The following is a 20,457-nucleotide window of genomic DNA, read 5'->3' on the forward strand; positions in this document are numbered from 1 at the left end:
AGCGTGGTCGGCTCATCGCGCCGGGTCAGCTCGGCGGGCCGATCGGCTCAGCGGGCGGGGTCGGCTCAGCGGGCGCGCTGGGCGACCGCAGCCTCGGTGCGGGACGAGACGCCGAGCTTGCGCAGGATCGCCGAGACGTGCACGCTCGCGGTCTTCCCGCTGATGAACAGACGCTCACCGATCTGCCGGTTGCTGAGTCCCTCCGCGATGAGGTCGAGCACCTGCTGCTCACGCGCGGTGAGCTCGACGCCCTCCGCCGCGTGCGCCGCACGGGATCCCGCACGATGAAGACCCGCCGCATCGATGAACTCCGCGGTGCGACGGCGCAGCCGGTCGTGACCGAGCGCCTCCGCGGAGGCGGCGGCCTCGGCGGCCATGTCGATCGCCGAGCCTCTGTCGCCGTCCGCGACGAGCACCCGCGCCCGCTCCAGCCGGACGAGCGGCCGGAACACCGCCGGCACGTCGTCGCCGTCGGCGACGGCGATCGCCGCGTCGAGCTGCTCTCCGTCCGCGTCGAGCAGAGCGGTCAGCACGGCCGCCCAGTGCGGGTGCTGCAGCTCGTCGGGCAGCGAGGACCACGCGGAGCGCACGATCCCGGTCATCTCCGCGGCGAGCGCGGCGTGACCGTCGGCGCGCAGATCCGCGACCACCCGACCGCCTTCGAGCAGGATCCGAGCCAGCAGCGCGAGCCGCTGCCCCGGATCCTCGATCGTCTCGCGCAGCCCCGCCGCAGCACGGACCGGATCCCGGAGGCCGAGCGCGATGAGGATCTCGACGTCGTGCAGCGAGTACCAGACCTGTCGTTCGACGCCGGCGACGGCCTCCGCGGTCGTGCGCCACTCGCGCAGCAGCTGCGCGGCCTCGTCCATGCCGCCGCGCCAGACCAGCGTGCGGATCCGCGACATCGTCGAGTACATCCGGAAGACCTGCAGCGTGCGCATGGTCATGTCGTGCGCGGTCGCCTCCTCGGCGCGCGCGATCTCACCGAGCTCGATGAGCGGCTCGACCATGTTGTGGGACAGGATCGAGCCGGTCGCACGTTCGACGCCCAGCCGGCGGGAGTGCGCGACTCCGGCCTCGGCGACCTCGACCGCTTCGCGGAAGCGGCCGATCATGTTCAGCGTGTCGGCGTAATTGACCCGGTAGCGCAGCTGCGCGTCGTGGTCGGTCGCATGCTGCCAGGAGAGGCGGAAGTCGTCGAGCCCCGCCGCGACCTGCCCCAGGTGCACGCGGGCGCAGCCGCGGAGATTCCCCGCGACCGACATCGCTCCGTCGAAGCCGATCCGCTCGGCGACCCGGTACGCCTCATCCGCGGTGCTCACCGCCAGCTCCAGCTGCCCTCCCACGAGGTAGCGCCCGGCCAGGTAGCCGAGCAGGGTCGCCCGCAGGCGCTCCTCGCCCTCACGCCCCTCGATCACGGAGAGCGCCTGGGTCAGCAGCTCCACGGATCCATGCCGGCCGAGGTTCTGCAGATAGAGGCCCTTGTCGCGCAGCAGCCGGGCGTGCACCGCCGGCTCGACCTCGGCGGGGTCGATCTCGTCGAGCGCGAGCGAGACGACCGCGAGCGCCCGCTCGCCGTCGCCGCCGTTGCGCAGGATCGACCCGAACTGCGCGAGCAGCGGGATCCGTCCGATGCCGGCGACCTCCTGCGCATCCGGCACCTGATCCCAGAGCTCGAGCGCGAGTTCGCCGAAGCGCGCGGAGGTCGAGAACGCGTAGCTGTTCTTGGCCTGCAGCATCGCCGTGACCGCGGCGGCCAGCGCCCGCGGCGAGTCGTGCGACTGATGCCAGTGGAAGGCGAGGGCGGACGCGGATCCTCCCGCGGCCTCGAGGGCGTCGGCGTAGGCCCAGTGCAGGCGGGCGCGCTCACCCGGAAGCAGGTCGTCGTGCACCGCCTCGCGCAGCAGCGCGTGCCGGAAGCCGTATCCCGAGTCGCCGCGCACGGCGAGCACGCCCGCCGCCATCGCCTCACGCAGGGCGTCGTCGAGCCGCTCGCCGTCGAAGCCCGCGAGCGTGGTGAGGAGGTCGTGCGAGATCGGATCGTCGGATCCGGACGCCAGCCGCACGATGCGCTTCGCGTCATCGCCGAGCGCGTCGAAGCGCGAGAGCAGCACGTCGCGCAGGGTGTCCGGCATGGGGCCCTGCACGTTGCAGAGCAGTTCCTCGATGAAGAAGGGCACGCCCTCGCTGCGCTCCATGAGACGCGCGAGCCCCGCGTCGTCGACCGCGCCGCGCAGGCGCTGCACCAGGTCGCGCACCTCGATGGCGTCGAGCCGCTTCAGGGTGACCCGGTCGAGCAGCCTGGCGCGCTCCGCCTCGGCGAGGAAGGTGCGCACCCCTCCCCCGCGGCGCACCTCGTCGATGCGGCAGGTGAGCAGGAACAGCACGGGGCGGCCCGCGAGCGCGCGGAGCAGGAAGGAGAGCATCGACAGCGTCGCGGCGTCGGCCCAGTGCAGGTCTTCGATCACGACCACCACGGGCCGGGTCGCGGAGGCCGCCTCGAGGAGGTTCGCGATCGTCTCGCGCAGCCCCTCGGGACGGATCGCGGCCCGGTCCACCGGGCCGGTCGCGCGCTCGGGCAGCAGCAGCTGCAGGGCGTCGCGGCCTGGGCCTGCCGCCTCGTCGGCGCGGTCGCCGAGCTCGTCGAGCAGGCCGCGCAGGATCGCCGGGAGGGGCCCGAACGGCGCGGGCGTGGATCCATAGTCGAGGCACCAGCCCGTCAACACGGTGACCTCGTCCGCCACGCGGCGGCGGAACTCCGCAGTCAGCCGGGACTTGCCGATGCCCGCTTCCCCGCCCACGAGCACGGAAGCGGACTCGCCGGCACCGGCACGGCGCAGAGCGTCGTCGAGGAGCGCGAGTTCGGCATCGCGTCCGACCATGGCGGCCGACGTGGTGGCGAGGGACATGTCTTCATCGTGCCACCAGCCACGGACATCGGGCGCCGCGGCGGGCACGGCGCCGCTCTCGGCAGAACCGGCCGCCGAGTCGGCGAACGAGGAAGAGCCTCCCGACGGCCGCGGATCCGGGGTCGGATCCTTCGTCGGGAGGCTCTCTCTGTCGAGGTCGGGCGCGTTCTGCGCCGCGGCGGGTGCGGTGGTCGCGGTGCCGGGCGCCGACGCGGACGCCGGGGCGCTCATGCCGCGTGCGAGCCGCAGCCGACCAGCTCGCTCGCGCGGGCGTCGTCCTCGGCCGGCGCGGATGCGGCGGGCACGAGCGCGGCGATCGGCGCGGCGGGTGCGGACTCCGCGATCGGCGCGGGGGCAACGGGCTCCGCGATCGCCGCGGGGGCAGCGCTCGCGGGGGCGGCGCTCGCAGGGCTCGCGGTCGCCGGCGCGGCGGGCGCGACGGCCGTTTGCGCGGGCACGGCCTCGGCGCGGCGGGTCTGCAGACGACGGATCATCCGACGCAGGATCCCGTCGCGGCGCACGATCATGTCGGCGTGCTCCGCGGCCATCCTGGCGCGCTCGGCACGGATCGCGGCCTGCTCGATCTCCAGCGTGGTGATGCGGTAGCTCATCGCGTAGTTCAGTTCCATGATGTCTCCTTCTCCGGTACTCATACGCTCGTCGCTAAGGCCCCCTCCCCCCATCGGTCAGATGCCTTAACTTCCGCCCCCGACACCTCAGATCTGATCCGCGAGACTGCAACTGGGCGACGAGACAGCGCTCCAGAGGCGCAGTCTCGTCGCGGAGATGGAGTCTCGCGGTCGAGGAGGGCGGAGCGCGGAGCGCGGAGCAGCCGCAGCCGCAGCCGCAACCGCAAGCGCGACCCGGCCGCGGCGGCACAGGGTCGCGGACTAGCGTGGGAGCATGCGACCGCTCGCCGCCCTCCGCGCCGCCCGACGCGCGCCGCTGCTGCAGGTGGCGAAGTCGGCGGCGGCGACGATCGCGGCCTGGCTGATCGCGGGCTGGCTCGTTCCCGGGCACCTGCCCGTGTTCGCCGCGATCGCCGCGCTGCTGGTGGTGCAGCCGAGCGTGAACCAGTCCTTCGCGAAGGCCGTCGAGCGCAGCATCGGAGTGATCGCGGGCGTCGTGATCGCGGTGCTGCTGAGCCTCGCCCTCGGCGGGCTCAGCTGGGTCGTGCTGCTCGCGGTCGTGGTGGCGATGGTCGTGGCGTGGTCGTTCAAGGCCACACCGGGCACCGCGAATCAGGTCGCGATCTCGGCGATGCTCGTGCTTGCGCTCGGATCCGCCAGCCCCGACTACGCGGTCGACCGGATCCTGGAGACCCTGATCGGCGCGGCGATCGGCTTCGTGGTGAACGTCGCCGTGGTGCCGCCCGTGCTCGTCGCACCGGTGCGGCGCGACCTGGCCCTCCTCGGCGGGGAGCTCGCCGCGACCCTCGACCGCCTGGGCGATGCGATCATCGACGCGCAGAGCCCCGCGCGACTGCAGGAGCTCATGCTCGAAGCACGGCTGCTGCGTCCGATGAAGGACGCCGCCGACGCCTCGCTCACCGCGGGCGAGGAGTCGCTCACGCTGAACCCCCGCGGGTCCCGCCATCGTTCGGAGCTCGTCGCGATGCGCGCACTGCTCGAGCGTCTCGGCCCGATCGTGACGCAGGTGATCGGCATGACCCGCGCCTTCGTCGATCAGTACGACGACACGCTCCCCGCGGAGCCCTCGGTCGCCGCGATCGCCGAGCAGCTGCACCGCGCCGGCCACGACGTGCGGCTCGCCGTCCAGCTGGCCGAGGTGGTCCCGGAGCCCGAGGCGCTGACCTCGGCGATCCCGGCGCTGACCTCGCCGCTCGACATCCGCCCGCCCTCGTCGCGCAACTGGGTGCTGATCGGATCCCTCACCGAGGATCTGCGCCGCATCCGCGCCGGCCTGCGCGACGAGGACTGAACCGAGAGCCCCCCATCGGGGTCGTTGAGCGCCCTTCGTCTCGCTGCGCTCGCTCAGGGGCCGAACACAGACCGGTCCCTGAGCGAGGAGCGCAGCGACGAGACGAGGGGCGTCTCGCCTGCGGCTCGCTCAACGGCCCCGAGCGCGATGCGAGCCTCAGGCCCCGATGAACTCCTCGACCGGGCCGAAGTCGGGCTCCTCGCGGATCTCGACGACGGATCCGAGCGCGTCGGTGTCGAGCACGCGGATCTCGTTCCGCCCTGCGCGCCAGAGCGGCGCCGGGGCGTACAGGGTGACCTGCGGACCGACCGCACGATAGCGGCCGAGCAGGAACCCGTTCAGCCAGACCATGCCGTTCTCGCCGCCGGGGAACGCGAGCCAGGCGTCGGCGGGATCCGCGACGTCGAACACCGCCGCGGCGAGACCGTCGGCAGGGCCAGCGGTCGGCCCGGCAGCGACCGCAGCCCCCGCCGCGGCCCCGACTCGGCTCGGAGCGGCAGCAGCGGGATCCGCCGGCGCGTCCTGCGGAAGGACCCGGTGCGTCCAGCCGTGCGCGAAGCGGCGGCCGATCCGCACGCCCGCCAGGATGCCCTTGCCCTCACCGGTGTGCGGCCCGTAGTTGACCCGCCCCTGGCTCTCGACCACGAGTACGAGCAGTCCGGATCCGCCCGCCGCGGGAAGGTCGAGAGAGCGCACCCCGTCGCGCTCGAGCACGCCGAGGCGCACGCCGTCGAGGAAGACGACCGCGCGGTCGTGCAGCACGTCGACCGTCAGAGCGGCCCCCGGGGCGTAGGTGATCTCGGCCTCGTACGCGACCAGTCCGTCCTCGGCGCCGAGCTCCTCGAAGGAGAGCGGCATCGGTGCGGTGGCGCCCGACGGAATCGCCCGCGCGACGTCGAGCAGAGACACGACCGGGACCAGCGGCGCCGACGCGGCCGCCTGACGACGCGGGGCCTCCGGAACCGGCGGGAGGTCGCCGTTGTGGAACGGCGCGAACGCGGCGCGCAACGCGTGGAACTTGTCGTTCAGGGTTCCGTCCTCGCCGATCGGCGCGTCCGAGTCGTAGGAGGTGACCGTCGGCTGCAGCACGCCGTCGTGGTTCGCCCCCGCCCAGAGCCCGAAGTTCGTGCCGCCATGCGCCATGTAGAGGCTCACGGATCCGCCCGCGGCCAGCAGCTCCTCGACCGTGCCGATCATGCTCGCGGCGGACCGCACGTGATGCTGCTCGCCCCAGTGATCGAACCAGCCGCCCCAGAGCTCGGCGCAGAGGAGCGCCTGATCCGGAACGTGCAGGCGCTGCGCCTCGGCCACGCCGGTGCCGAACGTGAACGACCCCATCGCGCCCTCGACGCTGCCGTTGCGGACCATGTCGGCGGTCGTCCCGTCGGCCGTCGTGAGCAGCTCGACGATCCCGCGGGCGCGCAGTCCGTCGCGCAGGTGCACGAGGTAGTCGTGGTCGCTGCCGAAGGATCCGTACTCGTTCTCGATCTGCACGGCCGTGATCGGCCCTCCGTGCGACGCCTGCAGCAGCGCGAGCCGGGGGATCAGCTCGTCGTACCAGGCGTCGACCGCGGCGAGGAAGACGGGGTCGCTCGTGCGCAGGGAGCGGGTGCGGCCGCTCAGCCAGAACGGGATCCCGCCGTTCGCCCACTCCGCGCAGATGTAAGGGCTGGGGCGGACGAACACGTCGAGCCCCACCTCGCCCGCGAGCCGGATGAACCGCTCGGCGTCGCGCCAGCCCTCGAAGTCGACGACGCCCTCGACCCGCTCATGGAAGTTCCACGGGATGTAGGTGTCGACCGTGTTCGCCCCCATCGCGGCGAGGCGGCGCAGCCGGTCCTCCCACTGGTCGGGGTGGATCCGGAAGTAGTGCACCGCGCCGGAGAGCATCCGGAACCCACGGCCGTGGCGCCGCAGCGCGCCGTCCTCGTAGGTGAGCGCGGGGGACGTGGGCTCGGTCATTGCTCTCCTCGGGGCGCGGCACGATGTTTGCGTCACCATTGTCGCATCCCGGGCGCGCTCCGCACCCGCGATCTAGGCTGGCTGCATGTCCACGACCCTCGCCGAAGCCCTCGCCGACCTGGCCGCGCTGGAGGATCCGAAGTCCCGCGCCGTCAATGAACGGCACGGCGACGCGCACGGTGTCAACCTGTCCCGGATGCGCACTCTCGCGAAGCGGATCGGCCCGGATCCGGAGCTCGCCCGCGAGCTGTGGGCCTCGGGCGACGTGGCGGGGCAGCTGCTCGGGATCCTCGTGGCGAAGCCCCGCGCCCTGGACGCCGCCGACCTCGATCGGATGGTGCGGGAGACGCTGAGCGCCAAGGCGCACGACTGGCTGGTCGCGTATCTCGTGAAGAAGTCGCCCCACGCGGAGGAGCTGGGCACGCGCTGGCTGGACGATGCGGATCCCGACGCGCGCGCCGCGGCCTGGTCCCTCACCTCCGCACGGGTCGCGAAGAGCCCGGAAGGCCTCGACCTCGACGCGCTCCTGGACCGGATCGAGCGCGAGCTCGCGGGCGCCCCGGCGCGCGAGCAGTGGGCGATGAACGAGACGCTCGCCTACCTCGGCATCCACCATCCGGCGCTGCGCGACCGCGCGATCGAGATCGGGGAACGGCTGCAGGTGCTCGCCGACTACCCCACCCCGCCGAACTGCACCTCGCCCTTCGCGCCGCTGTGGATCGCGGAGATGGTGCGCCGCCAGGGCTGAGGCGCCACGGCTCGGCGCGCCCGACGCTCCGGGAGGTCACAGAGCCCGGGGCGCGCGCCGCTCAGCTCCGAGGGGTTCTCGGACGCCGATCGACCGGATCCGGCGCGGACGATCCGGAGCGCCTGCGGATCGTCCGGCCGGCGAGGTGCCCCACCCACGCCGCCAGGGCTCCGCAGCACAGTCCGAATGCGGCGGGGATCAGGATCACGAGGGCGAGCTGCACGAGTCGCGCGCCGGAGGGCAGCGCGCGATCGTCGAACCAGAGGAACGCGTACGCCGCGACGAAGCCGAACACCGCGCCGACCGCGAGCGCTGCCCTCGTGCTGCGGCAGGTGGCACCGAGGAGGAGCGCGGCGACACCCCAGGGGATCGTGACGAACGCGGTCCCCTGCGGCAGCCAGAGCGCGCTGCCGAGTCCGAGCGCAGCCGCGAGAGCGACCGCAGCGGCCAGGCGCCACAGAGTCGACGCGCGGGAATCCGCCTGCGTCGCACCCCCGGGGGCGCCGGTCATCGAATCATGCTTCATACCTAGACAGACTAGGTATGAAGCGCGAGCATTTCAAGGACACCGGCGAACCTCCTCGATACCCTGAGCGCATGAGCACCCACATCGCCGCCGCGCCCGGCCAGATCGCCCCCGTCGTCCTGTTCCCCGGGGATCCGCTGCGCGCGCGATGGATCGCCGAGACCTTCCTCGACGACGCGGAGTGCTACTCCGAGGTGCGCGGCATGCTCGGCTTCACCGGCACCTGGAACGGCCACCGCGTCTCCGTGCAGGGATCCGGAATGGGACAGCCGTCGATGTCGATCTACGCGAACGAGCTGTTCCGCGAGTACGACGTGCAGACGATCGTGCGGGTGGGCTCCTGCGGCGCGCTCACCGAGAAGGTCGGCATGCGCGACATCATCGTCGCGAACGGCGCATGCACCGACTCAGGGATCAACCGGATCCGCTTCCACGGCCAGGACTACGCGCCCGTGGCCGACTTCTCCCTGCTGCGCCGCGCCGTCGAGGCGAGCGAGCGGATGGACCTCGACCACGCCGTGCACGTCGGCCTGCTCTTCTCGAGCGACCAGTTCTACAGCACCCGCCCCGAGCTCACCGAGTCGCTCGTGCAGCACGGCGCGCTCGCCGTCGAGATGGAGACCAGTGCGCTCTACACGCTCGCCGCGTACTACGGTCGCCGTGCGCTCAGCATCTGCACCGTGTCCGACCACCTCGTCACGCATGAGGAGACCACGGCCCGGGAGCGCGAGCAGAGCTTCGGCGACATGGTCCGCATCGCGCTCGAGGCCGCCCTCGACGCCTGACCCCTCCTCCTTGACCGCGAGACTCCATCTGGGCGACGAGACTGCGCGCCTAGAGCGCAGTCTCGTCGCGGAGTTGCAGTCTCGCGGTCAGGGAGGGACGCCCGGAGCGAGGCGAGGGCGCCCACGGCGGGGCACCGGGGCGCGAGGCGGTCAGCCGCGCTTGTCGTCGTACATCGCCCGGTCGGCGCGGGCCAGCACGCTCTCGACCGTGTCCTCGGGGCCGACCTGCGCGACGCCCCATGACCACGGATGCCCCGCGAACTCCCGCAGCCGGACCATCCGCGCCCGCGCCTGATCGAAGCTCGTCTCCGGCATCAGCATGGCGAACTCATCTCCGCCGAGGCGCCCGACGATGTCCGTGCTGCGCGAGAGGGACATCCACTGCGAAGTGAGCGACTTGAGGATGTCGTCCCCTGCCGCATGACCCGCGCCGTCGTTGATCGACTTGAACTTGTCGAGATCGAGCACCGCGATGCTGAGCGGACGGCCGTGCCGGATGGCGCGGCGCAGCTCCATCTGCGTCTTCGCCATGAAGCCCCGACGGTTGAGGGCGCCCGTCAGCTCATCGGAGTGCGCCTCCAGGCGAACGCGATGCCGCATGAAGATCCCGGCTTCCAGGCACAGCCAGGCGAAGAGCGCCGCACCGAGCAGGTTGACCGGCCCGAACAGCCCCTCATCTCCCGTGAACGGCCCGACGATCGCCGCGACGCCGATCCCCACCAGGATGATCAGCATCCCGACGCGGGCCTTGCGTGCCGGGTAGAACCAGGAGAAGTACATCGCCATGATGGGCAGCTCCTGCAGCGCGGCGATCGCGTTCTGGCGTTCATCCGAGAACCCCAGGTAGTACCCCGAAACCATCGCGTGCACGATGAGCATCGCGATGCCCACCCACAGCGGGAGCTCGATGCCGAAGCCGGCGACGAGCACGAAGATCACGACGCACACGACGACGGTCGAGTACGAGAGGATCCGCTCGAAGAGAGTGATGTCGTCCTCGAGGACTTCGAGGATCCCGAGGATCCCGAAGAACAGCAGCAGCGTCGCCGTGACCACCGAGTACGTCGAGGTGCGCTCCCGCACCGACCTCAGCCAGGAGAACTGCAGCCAGCGGAGGTCCTCGGCATCGGCGGCACGGATGTCCTGGACGACCATGCGACCTCCCCCGCCTCGATATCCCAGTATCCCGTCTCACCCTACGACGTCCGCGCCCTGCAGGGCACGCGTGGATCACGGCGCTAAGGTGAACCGTGATGAACCCCGGGCACGACGACGCTGCCGAGATCCTCGACGCCTTCCGAAGCGCTTCGATCGTGTTCCAGCCGATCGTGGAGCTGCAGGGCTGGCGCGTCACAGGGTTCGAAGCTCTGGCCCGGATGACCGACGGAACGCCCCCGCCGCCGTGGCTCGACCGCGCAGAAGCGGCCGGCATACGGGAGCAGGCGGAGATCGTGCTGATCGACGCCGCTCTCCGCGCAGCCGCAGCCCTGCCCGCAGGCCTCTCGGTGACCTACAACGCGTCGGGCGCCACGATCCTGCTGCCCGCGCTGCACGACCTGTTCGCGTCGACGGACCGCCCCTGGGGGCTCGAGCTCTACGAAGGATCCACCGCGGCCGATCTCGGCGAGGTGCGGGCCGCCGTGACGCGCCTGGGCGGGCAGCTCCTGGTCGACGACGCGGGCGCGGCGAGCGCGGACGAGACGCGGATCACCACCCTGCGCCCCGATGTCGTCAAGATCGACCGCGCGCTGTTCTGGCAGATCTCCGAGGATGCCGATGCCCTGCGGCATCTGGAGCGGCTGCTCGTCGCCGCCCGCGCGACGGGTGCGAAGGTGCTCGTCGAGGGCGTCTCGGATCCGGAGCAGGTCGAACGCGCCCGCGAGCTCGGCGCCGACTACCTGCAGGGGTTCCATCTCGGCATGCCCACGCCCGCCGCAGGGATGCCCGCGCTGCTCGCCGACCTACAGCGGCGCGTCGGGGTGGATGCTCCGGGTCTCTGACCGTCTGCTCGCGCCCGAGTGCCGGCGGCGGATGCGGAACTTCGGCACGATCTTGATGACGCCCAGCACGACGTAGATCAGCGTGTTGATCGCGACGAAGGTGGCGAGCACGCTGAACCAGTCGCTCGCCAGCAGCGATTCGGGCAGCAGCAGCCCCGCCTCGACGGGATCCGCGGACAGAGGTCCGTCCAGCAGTGATGCACTCATGATGCCGCCGCCTTCACGGCGCCGTGCTCGACGTGCTTCCAGGTCGCACGACGGCCGAACGCGATCTCGAAGACCCCCTTGAGGAAGGCGAGGTCGAGGAAGCAGTCGTAGATGAGCTCCGGGAAGATGAGCAGCGCCACCACGCGCGCCCGCCAGCCGCCGCGCCAGGCCGTCACCGTGCGCTCCAGGGCGAAGAGGAGTCCGATCGCGAGCCAGAACGGGAACCACACCCAGGTGTCCATCGCGAGGATCATCAGCAGGATCAGCGCGAAGTAGCTGAACAGCGCCAGCACCCCGTAGCCGATCGCGACCTGCTGAGACCAGTACCGCAGCGTCTGCGGGGTGAGCCCGTAGGCGCCGAGATTCTCGAGCGCGCCGCGCTGCCACCGCAGACGCTGCGCCCAGAGCATCCGCCACGTCGGCATGAGCTCGGTCACCACCGAGCATCGTGTGGGCGAGATGGTCAGCGCGCCCAGCGACTTGAGGGCGATCGTGAGCTCGTTGTCCTCCGTCAGGGCGAAGGTGTCGTACACCTCGCCCTTGCGTCCGGGCAGTTCCCCGCCCCGGGCATCGGCCACCGCACGGAGGGCTGCCGCGCGGAAGACGGACGCGGTGCCGGTCAGCACGAAGACGCGCCCACGGCGGCGCCGGATCTCGCGCTGATAGCGGATGTACTCGTTGCGCTGGAACTGCCCGAGGATCCCGTGCCCCTCTTCGCCCTCGAAGAGCCCGCCGACCGCCATGAGCGCCCGGTCATCGGTGAAGCGCCGGACCGCCTCGGTCAGGAAGTCGTCGCCGATCTGACTGTCGGCATCCATCACCATGACGGTGTCGTTGTCGCCCAGCTGCGGCAGCAGATCCTCGAGGGCCTGGTTGAGCGCTCCGCCCTTCTTGTGCGTGTTGCCGACCGTCTCGAAGACGTCGGCGCCGTGCGCCCGCGCGACCGCGACCGTGCGATCGGTGCAGTTGTCGGCCACGACGAGCACGCGGTCGGGCGGTGTGCTCTGGTGCTGCAGGGAGATCAGCGTCGCGGGCAGCGACGCCTCCTCGTTGTGCGCCGGGATCAGCACCGTCACGGTGACCTCGCCGGCGAACACGCCGCTGGTCCGCTCCATGACCGCGCGCGGCGCGAGGGGCAGCTTCGTGACCTCCGATCCCGCCCGCCGATACCGTCCCGCGACGACGCGTTCGCTGATCACCACGAAGAGCACCATGAACATCGCGATGCCGAGTGCGACCGCGAGCACGCCGAGGTTCGGCAGCTCAGCGCTATAGAGCACGCGCCAGACGCCGGCGAGGGTCGCATGCGCGGGATCCCACAGCGTGGGCGGATCCGTCACGGCGATGCCCCACCACAGGAGCCCGGCCGCGAGCAGCACGATGAGGATCACCGCCAGCCCGACCGTGCGCTGGAAGAACCTGTTCACCACACCCTCCGTGTCCTGTCCTGCCCCAGCGCCCCGCCTGCAACGATGCCATGCGCCGCGCCGCGTGGCCAACCCTCGCGCTCGCTCGCCCCGCCGCCCGGCTCCCCGCCCCTCCTTGACCGCGAGACTCCATCTGGGCGACGAGACTGCACCTCTGGAGCGCAGTCTCGTCGCGGAGTTGCAGTCTCGCGGTCAAGAAGGGATGCCCGGGGGAGCGGGTCCGCGAGGTGGGATGATCGATGCATCATGTCTGCGCGCCTTGATCCGTCCGTCGTCCGCCCCGCCGAGGGGGATCCGGATCCGGATGCCGTCTACCTGGCCTTCGTGGAATGGGCCGAGTCGACGGGGATCTCGCTCTACCCGGCTCAGGACGAGGCGGTCATCGAGATCGTGTCGGGGCAGAACCTGATCCTCAGCACGCCGACCGGGACGGGCAAGTCGCTCGTCGCCGTCGCCGCCCATTTCGCGGCCCTCGCCGATGGGCGCCGCAGCTACTACACCGCCCCGATCAAGGCCCTGGTCAGCGAGAAGTTCTTCAGCCTGGTCGAGGTCTTCGGCGCCGAGAACGTCGGCATGGTCACCGGCGACTCCGCCGTCAACGCGGACGCGCCGATCGTGTGCTGCACGGCCGAGATCCTGGCGAATCTGGCTCTCCGCGAGGGACCGGACGCCGAGGTCGGCCAGGTCGTCATGGACGAGTTCCACTTCTACGGCGACCCGGATCGCGGCTGGGCCTGGCAGGTGCCGCTGCTGACCCTGCCGCAGGCGCAGTTCATCCTCATGTCGGCCACGCTCGGCGATGTGACCGAGCTCGCCGCCGACCTCACCCGCCGCACCGGCCGCGAGACCGCCGTCGTCACCGGCGTGGAGCGGCCGGTCCCGCTGCACTTCTTCTACGAGACCACCCCGATCCACGAGACGATCGAGGACCTGCTGCACACGGACCGCGCACCGGTCTACATCGTGCACTTCTCCCAGGCCGCCGCCATGGAGCGCGCCCAGGCGCTCGCGAGCGCGAAGGTCGCCACCCGCGAGCAGCGCGACGAGATCGCCGAGCTCATCGGCGGCTTCCGCTTCACGACCTCGTTCGGCAAGACGCTCGCCCGCCTGCTCCGGCTCGGCATCGGCGTGCACCACGCCGGCATGCTGCCGAAGTACCGCCGCCTCGTCGAACAGCTCGCGCAGCGCGGGCTCCTGCGCGTGATCTGCGGCACCGACACCCTCGGCGTCGGCATCAACGTGCCCATCCGCACGGTGCTGCTCACGGCGCTCACGAAGTTCGACGGCACCCGGATGCGCCAGCTCAACGCGCGCGAGTTCCATCAGATCGCCGGGCGCGCGGGCCGGGCCGGCTTCGACACGGCGGGCACGGTCGTCGCACAGGCGCCGGAGCACGAGAGCGAGAATATCGCCGCGATCCGCAAGGCGGGCGACGATCCGAAGAAGAAGCGCAAGATCATCCGCAAGAAGGCGCCGGACGGATTCGTTTCGTGGGGCGAGCCGTCGTTCCAGAAGCTCATCGCCGCGGAGCCCGAGACGCTGACCTCGCACATGCAGATCACGAGCGCGATGATGCTCAACGTGATCGGACGCGGCGGCGATGTCTTCGCGAATATGCGTGCGCTGGTATATGACAACCACGAACCGCGGGCGAAGCAGCGGATCCTGGCGATCAGGGCGCTCGGGATCTACCGGACGCTGCGGGAGTCGGGGATCGTCGAGCGCGACCCCGACGGCACGGTGCGGCTCACCGTCGATCTGCAGCCGAACTTCGCGCTGAACCAGCCCCTCTCCCCCTTCGCCCTGGCGGCGTTCGAGCTTCTGGACCCTTCCGCAGACTCAGGGACCGACGGATCCGCTCCCGCGGCTCCGCATTCCTCGACGTTCGCGCTCGACATGCTCTCGATCGTCGAGGCCACCCTCGACGATCCCCGCGCGATCCTCAGTCAGCAGGAGTTCGTCGCCCGCGGCGAGGCGGTCGCCGCCATGAAGCGCGAGGGCATGGAGTACGAGGAGCGCATGGAGGCGCTCGAGGAGATCACCTACCCGAAGCCGCTCGAGGAGCTGCTGTCCGCGGCGTTCGAGACGTTCAGTGCCGCGCAGCCCTGGATCCGCGACTTCGAGCTGCATCCCAAATCGGTCGTGCGCGACATGTACGAGCGGGCTATGTCGTTCGGGGAATATGTCGCGCTCTACAAGGTCGCGCGCTCCGAGGGCGTCGTGCTGCGCTACCTCTCGGACGCCTACCGGGCGGCCTCCCAGACGATCCCGGAGCACCTCAAGAGCGAAGAGCTGCGCGACCTCATCGAATGGCTGGGCGAGCTCGTCCGGCAGGTCGACTCCTCGCTGCTGGACGAGTGGGAGGAGCTCATCTCGGGCCACCCCGTCTCGCACGCCGACGAGCCCGTGGTGCCGCCCGCGCCGAAGCGTCTCACGACGAATGTGCGCGCCTTCCGGATCCTGGTGCGCAACGAGCTGTTCCGCCGCGTGCAGCTCGCCGCACGGGAGGACCTGGACGCCCTCGCCGAGCTGGATCCGGAGTTCGGCGCCGACGGCTGGGACGCGGCCCTCGATGCCTACTTCGCCGAGCACGACGAGATCCGCACGGGGCCCGATGCGCGCAGCGCCGCCCTGCTCATCATCGACGAGACGGGCGGGCCGGATCACGAGCGCCCCGCGCGGGCCTGGGCCGTGCAGCAGATCCTCGACGACCCGGCCGGGGATCACGACTGGCGGATCTCCGCGATGGTCGATCTGGATGCCTCCGACGAGGCGGGCGAGGCCGTCATCGCCGTGACCGGGGTGGCTCGGCTCTAGCCCTGCGGCGCCTCCGCGCCCTGCTCCCGCGGGTTCCCCGCGCTCCCGTGACGATGTCCGATGCCCGGCGTATCGTCGAAGACACGGGAGCGGAACGGAGGGCGTCATGACGATTCACGAAGGCCGCGGGGGGCCGCGGACACCGGCGCACCGGGCGAGCGCACGGCAGGCGAGCCAAGCGCGGCCCCATCAGGGCAAGGCGCTCCATCAAGGCATCGTGCCCTCGTATCTGCTGGCGAAGCTGGCCGAGTCCGAGCGCTACGCCCAGGCCGCCGAGGCGGCACGACAGACCCTGATCGCCCCGGCACCCGCCGAGCACCGCGCACAGCTGAGGCTGTCGATCGACGAGAACGGCTCGCTCGTGGCCACGGTCGAGGCGGCACCGGACCGCACGATCAGCGACGCGCACGGCACCGAGACGCTTCCCGGCGCCGTGGTGCGCACCGAAGATGAGCCGACGGTCGCCGACATCGCCGTGAACCAGGCGTACGACGGGCTCGGCGCGACCTTCCAGATGCTGCTCGACGCCTTCCAGCGCAACTCGATCGACGGGAACGGCCTGCCCCTGGACGCGACGGTGCACTACGGATCCGGATACGACAACGCGTTCTGGAACGGCGAGCGCATGGTCTTCGGCGATGGCGACGGTCAGGTCTTCCAGGGCTTCACCGGCTCGACCACGGTCATCGGCCACGAGCTCGGGCACGGCGTCATCCAGTACACCGCGGGCCTCGACTACGAGGGGCAGCCCGGCGCGCTCAACGAGTCCCTCGCCGACGTGTTCGGCGCCCTCACCGAGCAGCACCTGCTCGGCCAGACCGCCGACCAGGCGACCTGGCTCATCGGGGCCGGCATCTTCACCCCGACCGTCCACGGCAAGGCGCTGCGGTCGATGCTGCATCCGGGCACGGCGTACGACGACCCCGAGCTCGGCAAGGATCCGCAGCCGGCCGACATGAGCGGCTATGTGAAGACCACCGACGACAACGGCGGCGTGCACCTCAATTCGGGCATCCCGAACCGAGCCTTCGCACTGTTCGCGGTCGAGCTCGGCGGCTACGCGTGGGAGGCGGCCGGATCCGTCTGGTACCGCGCGCTGACCGGCGGGCTGCCGGCGTCCGCGACGTTCGCGCAGTTCGCGAAGGCGACGATCGCCGAGGCGGATGCGGTGAGCCCGTCCACAGGCGATGCCGCGCGCACCGCCTGGGCGTCGGTCGGCGTGATCAAGGCGACGGGCGATGAGCGAGCCGCCGGCTGATCCGCCCGTCGGGATCCCCGCCGACTCCGACGCCGCCGGTGACGACGGCGCCGGTGACGACGGCGTCGCGATCCGCGTGGCGCGCAGCGGCGGCATCGCTGGCATGACCCGGCGATGGAGCGTGCAGCCGTCCGGCGGCGAGGCCGCGCACTGGATCGTCCTCGTCGAGCAGTGCCCCTGGGATGAGAAGGTCCCGCGCGGCACCGGCGCGGATCGCTACTCGTGGCGGATCGAGGTGCGGATCCGCCGGGAACGCCACGAGCAGGTGATCCCGGAGGAGCACCTGCTCGGCCCCTGGCGCGCCCTCGTGGACGCGGTGCAGGAGGCGGATTCCGGCACGGCTCCGGGCTGATCCGCGCACGGTGGCATCGGGAGGACGCGCATCCGCGCCGGGTCTGCCTCCTGACGACGGCCGCCTACGACCTGCGCGACGTCACCCAACGGCGGCGGAGCCTGTGCAGCAGCGGCATGATCCCGTAGATCACGATCGGCACGGCGATCGTCACGGTGATGATCGTGCGCGGCGCCACGGGGATCCCCGCCATCAGCGGTCCCAGCAGCAGGTTGATCGCCAGCAGGGTGGGGGTCACGGCGATCCAGATCATCAACGCGAGCGTGTGCTGGCTCGGCGGAGCCGGAACCCGGACTGCAGCCGGAGCCGCCGTCCCCGGACCAGCCGCCGGGGCCGTAGCCGTGGCCGGCGCCGATCCGTCCGGAGCTGCAGAGTCGGATGCGCGGTTCATGCGGTTCGGCTCTCTGCGCGGCGCGAAGCGAGGAGTTCGCCGCGGACGTCGTCCTCGACGAGATCCGCGTTCACGTCCATCGCGACCGCGTTGGCGTGGCCGGCGGCGGTGATCACCTGCGCGCGCGGGTCCACGAGGTTCCCCGTGACCCATACCCCCGGCACGGAGGTGCGACCCGACGCGTCGAGCTGCGCGAACCCCGCAGCGTCGACGGTGCCGCCGAGGGCGGCGACCAGCTCGGTGCGGGGACGGGACTCCGGCCGGAGGAACACCGCCTCGACCGGGACCGCCTCTCCGCTCTCGAGCCGCACTCCGACGAACCGCTCCCCGTCGAGGAGCAGTTCGACGATCCGCCCCTCGTAGATCCGGATGTCTCGGGCACGGAGCAGCTGCGCATCCTCCTCCTCGACCGGACTCCCGTTCGCGAGGTAGGTGAGGTCCGACGACCATTGCCGGAGCAGGAGCGCGTGCTTCACGGCGCCCGGAACGCCGCCGAAGACGGCCAGGGGTCGATCCCGGACCTCGTAGCCGTGGCAGTACGGGCAGTGCAGGAGGAAGCGGCCCCAGGCCTCGCGGGCGCCGGGGATCGCCGGAAGCACATCCTCGACGCCGGTCGCGAGGATGATCCGGCGGGCGGCGATCTCCTCCCCCTCCACGGTCGTGAGCACGAATCCCGCCTCGGCATCGCCCGAGGCCGCGGCCACCGGCTGCGGAACCAGACGCGCCCCGTAGGAGGCGATCTCCTCGCGTCCGATCTCCAGCAGGCGAGAGGGCGGGAAGCCGTCGCGCGAGAGGAAGCCGTGCATGTGCGCGGCGGGGGCGTTGCGCGGCGCGCCGCCGTCCAGGATCACGACGGAACGGCGGGAGCGGGCGAGGACGAGCGCGGCGCTCAGCCCGGCGGCTCCGCCTCCGATGATCGCGGTGTCGAACAGTTCTCTGGTCATGCATCCAGGCTCTCAGCCGACATCGCGAATCGGCAATCCAGCTTGCGGAAACCGCAAGCGTCTGATGTTCTGGATCCATGAACACGAACGCCGATCTCGCGGCCGCGCTGGATGGCATCGGCCCCCGCCTGCAGCGGATCCGGACGGGCCGCGGCCTCACCCTCGCCGAGGTCGCCGAGCTCGCCGGCACGTCCGCCAGCACCGTGTCCCGGTTGGAGAGCGGCCTGCGCAGGCCCAGCCTCGAGCTGCTCTTCCCCCTCGCCCGCGCCTACGGGATGACCCTCGACGACCTCGTCGGCGCGCCGGAGTTCGGCGATCCGCGCGTGCAGCTGCGTCCGAGGCGCAGGAACGGGCGGATCGTGATCCCGCTCAGCCGTAACCCCGGCGGCGTACAGGCGTGGAAGGTCGTGATGCCCGTCGAGCACGGTCCCGGCCCGCTGCGCACGCATGACGGATCCGAGTGGATCTACGTCCTGAGCGGGCAGATCCGCCTCGTGGTCGGCAAGAGGGATCTCGTGCTCGGCCAGGGCGAGGTCGCCGACTTCGACACCCGCACCCCGCACTGGTTCGGCGCCACGGGCGATGCCCCCGCCGAGATCCTCAGCCTCTTCGACCGCAACGGTGCGCGCGTGCACATCCCCGAGGCGAACGACGCGGGCGAAGGGGCGACCGCGCGACCGTGACGTGCCCTGCGCTCAGGACTCGGGCTCGGCCTCGGCCTCGGCCTCAGCCGGCATCGGGATCGCGACGGTCGTCGCGGAGGTCGGCGCGCCCAGCCCCAGCCCGAGCGGATCCGCGACCGGGGCCTCCGGCAGGTCGGTCGCCTCGTCCCGGTCCAACGGCTCCCCGGGCAGCGCGGCCCAGGTGGCCTTCTCCTCCGGCTTCTGTGTGAACATGCCCATGCGTCCATTGTGCGCCCGGTATACGGGCGCGGCTTCGCGAGACACCGGATCCTGTGCGAGACACCAGCCCTGACGTGGCGTCTCGTGCAGGATCTGGTGTCTCGCCGTTCGCGACGCGTGCCCCCCTCACGCCCGCCAGAGCGTCGCCCTGGCCGACACCCGCGGAGCGTCCGGCACCAGCACGGCGAGCACGCGGACGAAAGTGGTCATCCACACCAGGCCCAGCCCGACCGCGATCGCCTCGAGTCCGGTCGAGGAGTACAGGCCGACCGGAACGTGGAGCAGCACGGCCACCACCAGCAGGACGCCGAGTCCGATCGTCGCGACCAGCAGCGCACGCGGCGGGCCGGGCAGCGCCTTCGTCGACATGGCCGCGGCGAGGGCGAACAGCACGAGCGTTCCGATCGCCGCGATCCAGTGCACGACCCGGTTGAGCTCGATCGGCACGAAGCCCACGACGGCCAGCGCGAGCCCGGTGGCGCCCCAGAGCGCGACCACCACGGCGATCCCGCGCAGGGCGCGGTCCCCGCGCAGCCGGTGCAGGTCGCGGCCGATGTAGGCGCCGACCGTCGCGAACAGCAGCCCCGCCACGACGAGCGTGCCGTTGAACGCCCAGCCGCGGGCGCCGAGGCCGAGCTGCGAGAAGTTCCGCTGCCACCACAGCGGATCCGCCGCGGTCGCCATCGCGAACAGCGTGCCGATCGTGAGGAAGCCGAACAGCAGCGCCGCCAGATCCCTCGTGCGGATGCCCACGCCCGCCGTGTAGGCGAAGCGGCCGCCGATCGCCGACGCGGCCCCGGCGATGAGCGCGCCGCCCAGTGCCGGCGCCGTGAAGTCGCGGAGCCCTGCGCCGAAGACGAGCCCGCCCAGCAGCACACCGAACGCGGTCACCGCCGCGAAGACCACGGTCAGCGCGACCGCCGAAGCGTGCGAGATCGCCGTCTGCCACGGCGGCATCCCCTGCGTCTCGCCGCGGCGGTGCTGCACCGTGCTGACGACGAAGGCGGCCGCCGCGACGATCCCGGCGATCACCGCGACCGGCTGGCTCAGCGATCCTGGTCCGGTCAGCGCGCGGGGCGGACCCTGCAGCACGACGAGGCCGACCACGGTGCCGAGGGCGAGGCAGAGCGCCGTCGCCCACACCGTCTGCGTCTCGTCCCGCAGCCGACGCGTGGTATCCATGCCGTCATCGAACCACGCCCCGCCGACACTTCGCCCCGCCCGCTCCGTGCAACCCGCCCCACCGAGCCTTCCCTCCCGCCTCCCCACTTGCGAGTCGTCCCCGTCA

Annotated in this window: 19 protein-coding genes; 8 read left to right on the top strand and 11 right to left on the bottom strand. The window is 71.6% G+C overall.

What is annotated here, in order from left to right:
- Positions 1 to 65: 65 nt before the first annotated feature.
- Both ACIPY5_RS07755 and ACIPY5_RS07760 read right to left on the bottom strand, forming a co-directional pair.
- Complete coding sequence (locus ACIPY5_RS07755) at positions 66 to 3,140, bottom strand: AAA family ATPase (protein WP_400968824.1); 3,075 nt, start codon at positions 3,138 to 3,140, stop codon at positions 66 to 68.
- Positions 3,137 to 3,538, bottom strand: coding sequence for a hypothetical protein (locus tag ACIPY5_RS07760; RefSeq protein WP_400968827.1), 402 nt, complete (start codon positions 3,536 to 3,538; stop codon positions 3,137 to 3,139). The genes ACIPY5_RS07755 and ACIPY5_RS07760 overlap by 4 nt, the downstream gene beginning before the upstream one ends.
- A 274-nt stretch (positions 3,539 to 3,812) precedes the next feature.
- On the opposite strand from ACIPY5_RS07760, the gene ACIPY5_RS07765 reads away from it, so the two are divergent.
- Positions 3,813 to 4,850: an aromatic acid exporter family protein gene (locus ACIPY5_RS07765; protein WP_400968830.1), complete on the top strand. Its 1,038-nt coding sequence runs from the start codon at positions 3,813 to 3,815 to the stop codon at positions 4,848 to 4,850.
- 156 nt (positions 4,851 to 5,006) lie between these two features.
- On the opposite strand, the gene ACIPY5_RS07770 is transcribed toward ACIPY5_RS07765, so the two are convergent.
- Positions 5,007 to 6,812 carry a beta-galactosidase family protein gene (locus ACIPY5_RS07770; RefSeq protein WP_400968833.1) on the bottom strand — a complete coding sequence of 602 codons (1,806 nt, stop codon included), beginning with the start codon at positions 6,810 to 6,812 and terminating at the stop codon, positions 5,007 to 5,009.
- An 85-nt stretch (positions 6,813 to 6,897) separates the two neighbouring features.
- Here ACIPY5_RS07770 and ACIPY5_RS07775 point away from each other — a divergent pair, with 85 nt between their 5' ends.
- On the top strand, positions 6,898 to 7,560 hold the full coding sequence (locus ACIPY5_RS07775) for a DNA alkylation repair protein (protein WP_400968836.1): 663 nt from the start codon (positions 6,898 to 6,900) through the stop codon (positions 7,558 to 7,560).
- 61 nt (positions 7,561 to 7,621) lie between these two features.
- Here ACIPY5_RS07775 and ACIPY5_RS07780 read toward each other — a convergent pair whose 3' ends face one another.
- Entirely contained in the window at positions 7,622 to 8,086 is a 465-nt protein-coding gene (locus ACIPY5_RS07780) for a hypothetical protein (RefSeq protein WP_400968839.1), read from the bottom strand.
- Positions 8,087 to 8,157: 71 nt separating this feature from the next.
- Between ACIPY5_RS07780 and deoD the strand changes: the two genes are divergently transcribed.
- Positions 8,158 to 8,871, top strand: coding sequence for a purine-nucleoside phosphorylase (gene deoD / locus ACIPY5_RS07785; protein WP_400968842.1), 714 nt, complete (start codon positions 8,158 to 8,160; stop codon positions 8,869 to 8,871).
- A gap of 150 nt (positions 8,872 to 9,021) precedes the next feature.
- Here the strand turns inward: deoD and ACIPY5_RS07790 are convergent, their stop codons facing one another.
- Complete coding sequence (locus tag ACIPY5_RS07790; protein WP_400968845.1) at positions 9,022 to 10,026, bottom strand: diguanylate cyclase; 1,005 nt, start codon at positions 10,024 to 10,026, stop codon at positions 9,022 to 9,024.
- A 98-nt stretch (positions 10,027 to 10,124) separates the two neighbouring features.
- Between ACIPY5_RS07790 and ACIPY5_RS07795 the strand changes: the two genes are divergently transcribed.
- Positions 10,125 to 10,871 (top strand): EAL domain-containing protein, encoded by a 747-nt coding sequence (locus ACIPY5_RS07795; protein WP_400969864.1) that lies wholly within the window; start codon positions 10,125 to 10,127, stop codon positions 10,869 to 10,871.
- Here the strand turns inward: ACIPY5_RS07795 and ACIPY5_RS07800 are convergent.
- Both ACIPY5_RS07800 and ACIPY5_RS07805 read right to left on the bottom strand, forming a co-directional pair.
- Positions 10,833 to 11,078, bottom strand: coding sequence for a hypothetical protein (locus ACIPY5_RS07800; protein ID WP_400968847.1), 246 nt, complete (start codon positions 11,076 to 11,078; stop codon positions 10,833 to 10,835). The two genes, ACIPY5_RS07795 and ACIPY5_RS07800, sit on opposite strands and share 39 nt — an antisense overlap.
- Positions 11,075 to 12,505 carry a glycosyltransferase gene (locus tag ACIPY5_RS07805; RefSeq protein WP_400968850.1) on the bottom strand — a complete coding sequence of 477 codons (1,431 nt, stop codon included), beginning with the start codon at positions 12,503 to 12,505 and terminating at the stop codon, positions 11,075 to 11,077. The genes ACIPY5_RS07800 and ACIPY5_RS07805 overlap by 4 nt, the downstream gene beginning before the upstream one ends.
- Positions 12,506 to 12,751: 246 nt before the next feature.
- Between ACIPY5_RS07805 and ACIPY5_RS07810 the strand changes: the two genes are divergently transcribed.
- The 3 genes from ACIPY5_RS07810 to ACIPY5_RS07820 all read left to right on the top strand — a co-directional run bounded on the left by ACIPY5_RS07810 (position 12,752) and on the right by ACIPY5_RS07820 (position 16,932).
- Complete coding sequence (locus ACIPY5_RS07810; protein WP_400968853.1) at positions 12,752 to 15,322, top strand: DEAD/DEAH box helicase; 2,571 nt, start codon at positions 12,752 to 12,754, stop codon at positions 15,320 to 15,322.
- A 214-nt stretch (positions 15,323 to 15,536) separates the two neighbouring features.
- Positions 15,537 to 16,580 (top strand): M4 family metallopeptidase, encoded by a 1,044-nt coding sequence (locus tag ACIPY5_RS07815; protein WP_400969867.1) that lies wholly within the window; start codon positions 15,537 to 15,539, stop codon positions 16,578 to 16,580.
- The gene (locus tag ACIPY5_RS07820) at positions 16,561 to 16,932 is read left to right on the top strand and encodes a protealysin inhibitor emfourin (protein ID WP_400968856.1); all 372 of its coding nucleotides are present in this window, start codon (positions 16,561 to 16,563) and stop codon (positions 16,930 to 16,932) included. The genes ACIPY5_RS07815 and ACIPY5_RS07820 overlap by 20 nt, the downstream gene beginning before the upstream one ends.
- Positions 16,933 to 16,996: 64 nt before the next feature.
- Here ACIPY5_RS07820 and ACIPY5_RS07825 read toward each other — a convergent pair whose 3' ends face one another.
- On the bottom strand, positions 16,997 to 17,185 hold the full coding sequence (locus ACIPY5_RS07825) for a hypothetical protein (protein WP_309357503.1): 189 nt from the start codon (positions 17,183 to 17,185) through the stop codon (positions 16,997 to 16,999).
- A 134-nt stretch (positions 17,186 to 17,319) separates the two neighbouring features.
- On the bottom strand, positions 17,320 to 18,267 hold the full coding sequence (locus ACIPY5_RS07830; RefSeq protein WP_400968860.1) for an NAD(P)/FAD-dependent oxidoreductase: 948 nt from the start codon (positions 18,265 to 18,267) through the stop codon (positions 17,320 to 17,322).
- A gap of 77 nt (positions 18,268 to 18,344) precedes the next feature.
- Between ACIPY5_RS07830 and ACIPY5_RS07835 the strand changes: the two genes are divergently transcribed.
- Entirely contained in the window at positions 18,345 to 18,950 is a 606-nt protein-coding gene (locus ACIPY5_RS07835) for a helix-turn-helix domain-containing protein (protein ID WP_400968863.1), read from the top strand.
- 12 nt (positions 18,951 to 18,962) lie between these two features.
- Here ACIPY5_RS07835 and ACIPY5_RS07840 read toward each other — a convergent pair whose 3' ends face one another.
- Both ACIPY5_RS07840 and ACIPY5_RS07845 read right to left on the bottom strand, forming a co-directional pair.
- Positions 18,963 to 19,169: a hypothetical protein gene (locus ACIPY5_RS07840; protein ID WP_400968866.1), complete on the bottom strand. Its 207-nt coding sequence runs from the start codon at positions 19,167 to 19,169 to the stop codon at positions 18,963 to 18,965.
- Between the two features lie 126 nt (positions 19,170 to 19,295).
- Positions 19,296 to 20,351, bottom strand: a complete 1,056-nt coding sequence (locus tag ACIPY5_RS07845) for a DUF998 domain-containing protein (protein WP_400968869.1) — start codon at positions 20,349 to 20,351, stop codon at positions 19,296 to 19,298.
- Between the last annotated feature and the right edge of the window lie 106 nt (positions 20,352 to 20,457).

Origin of the sequence: Microbacterium sp. NPDC089698, from assembly GCF_044749045.1 — a bacterium.
GTDB lineage: Bacteria > Actinomycetota > Actinomycetes > Actinomycetales > Microbacteriaceae > Microbacterium.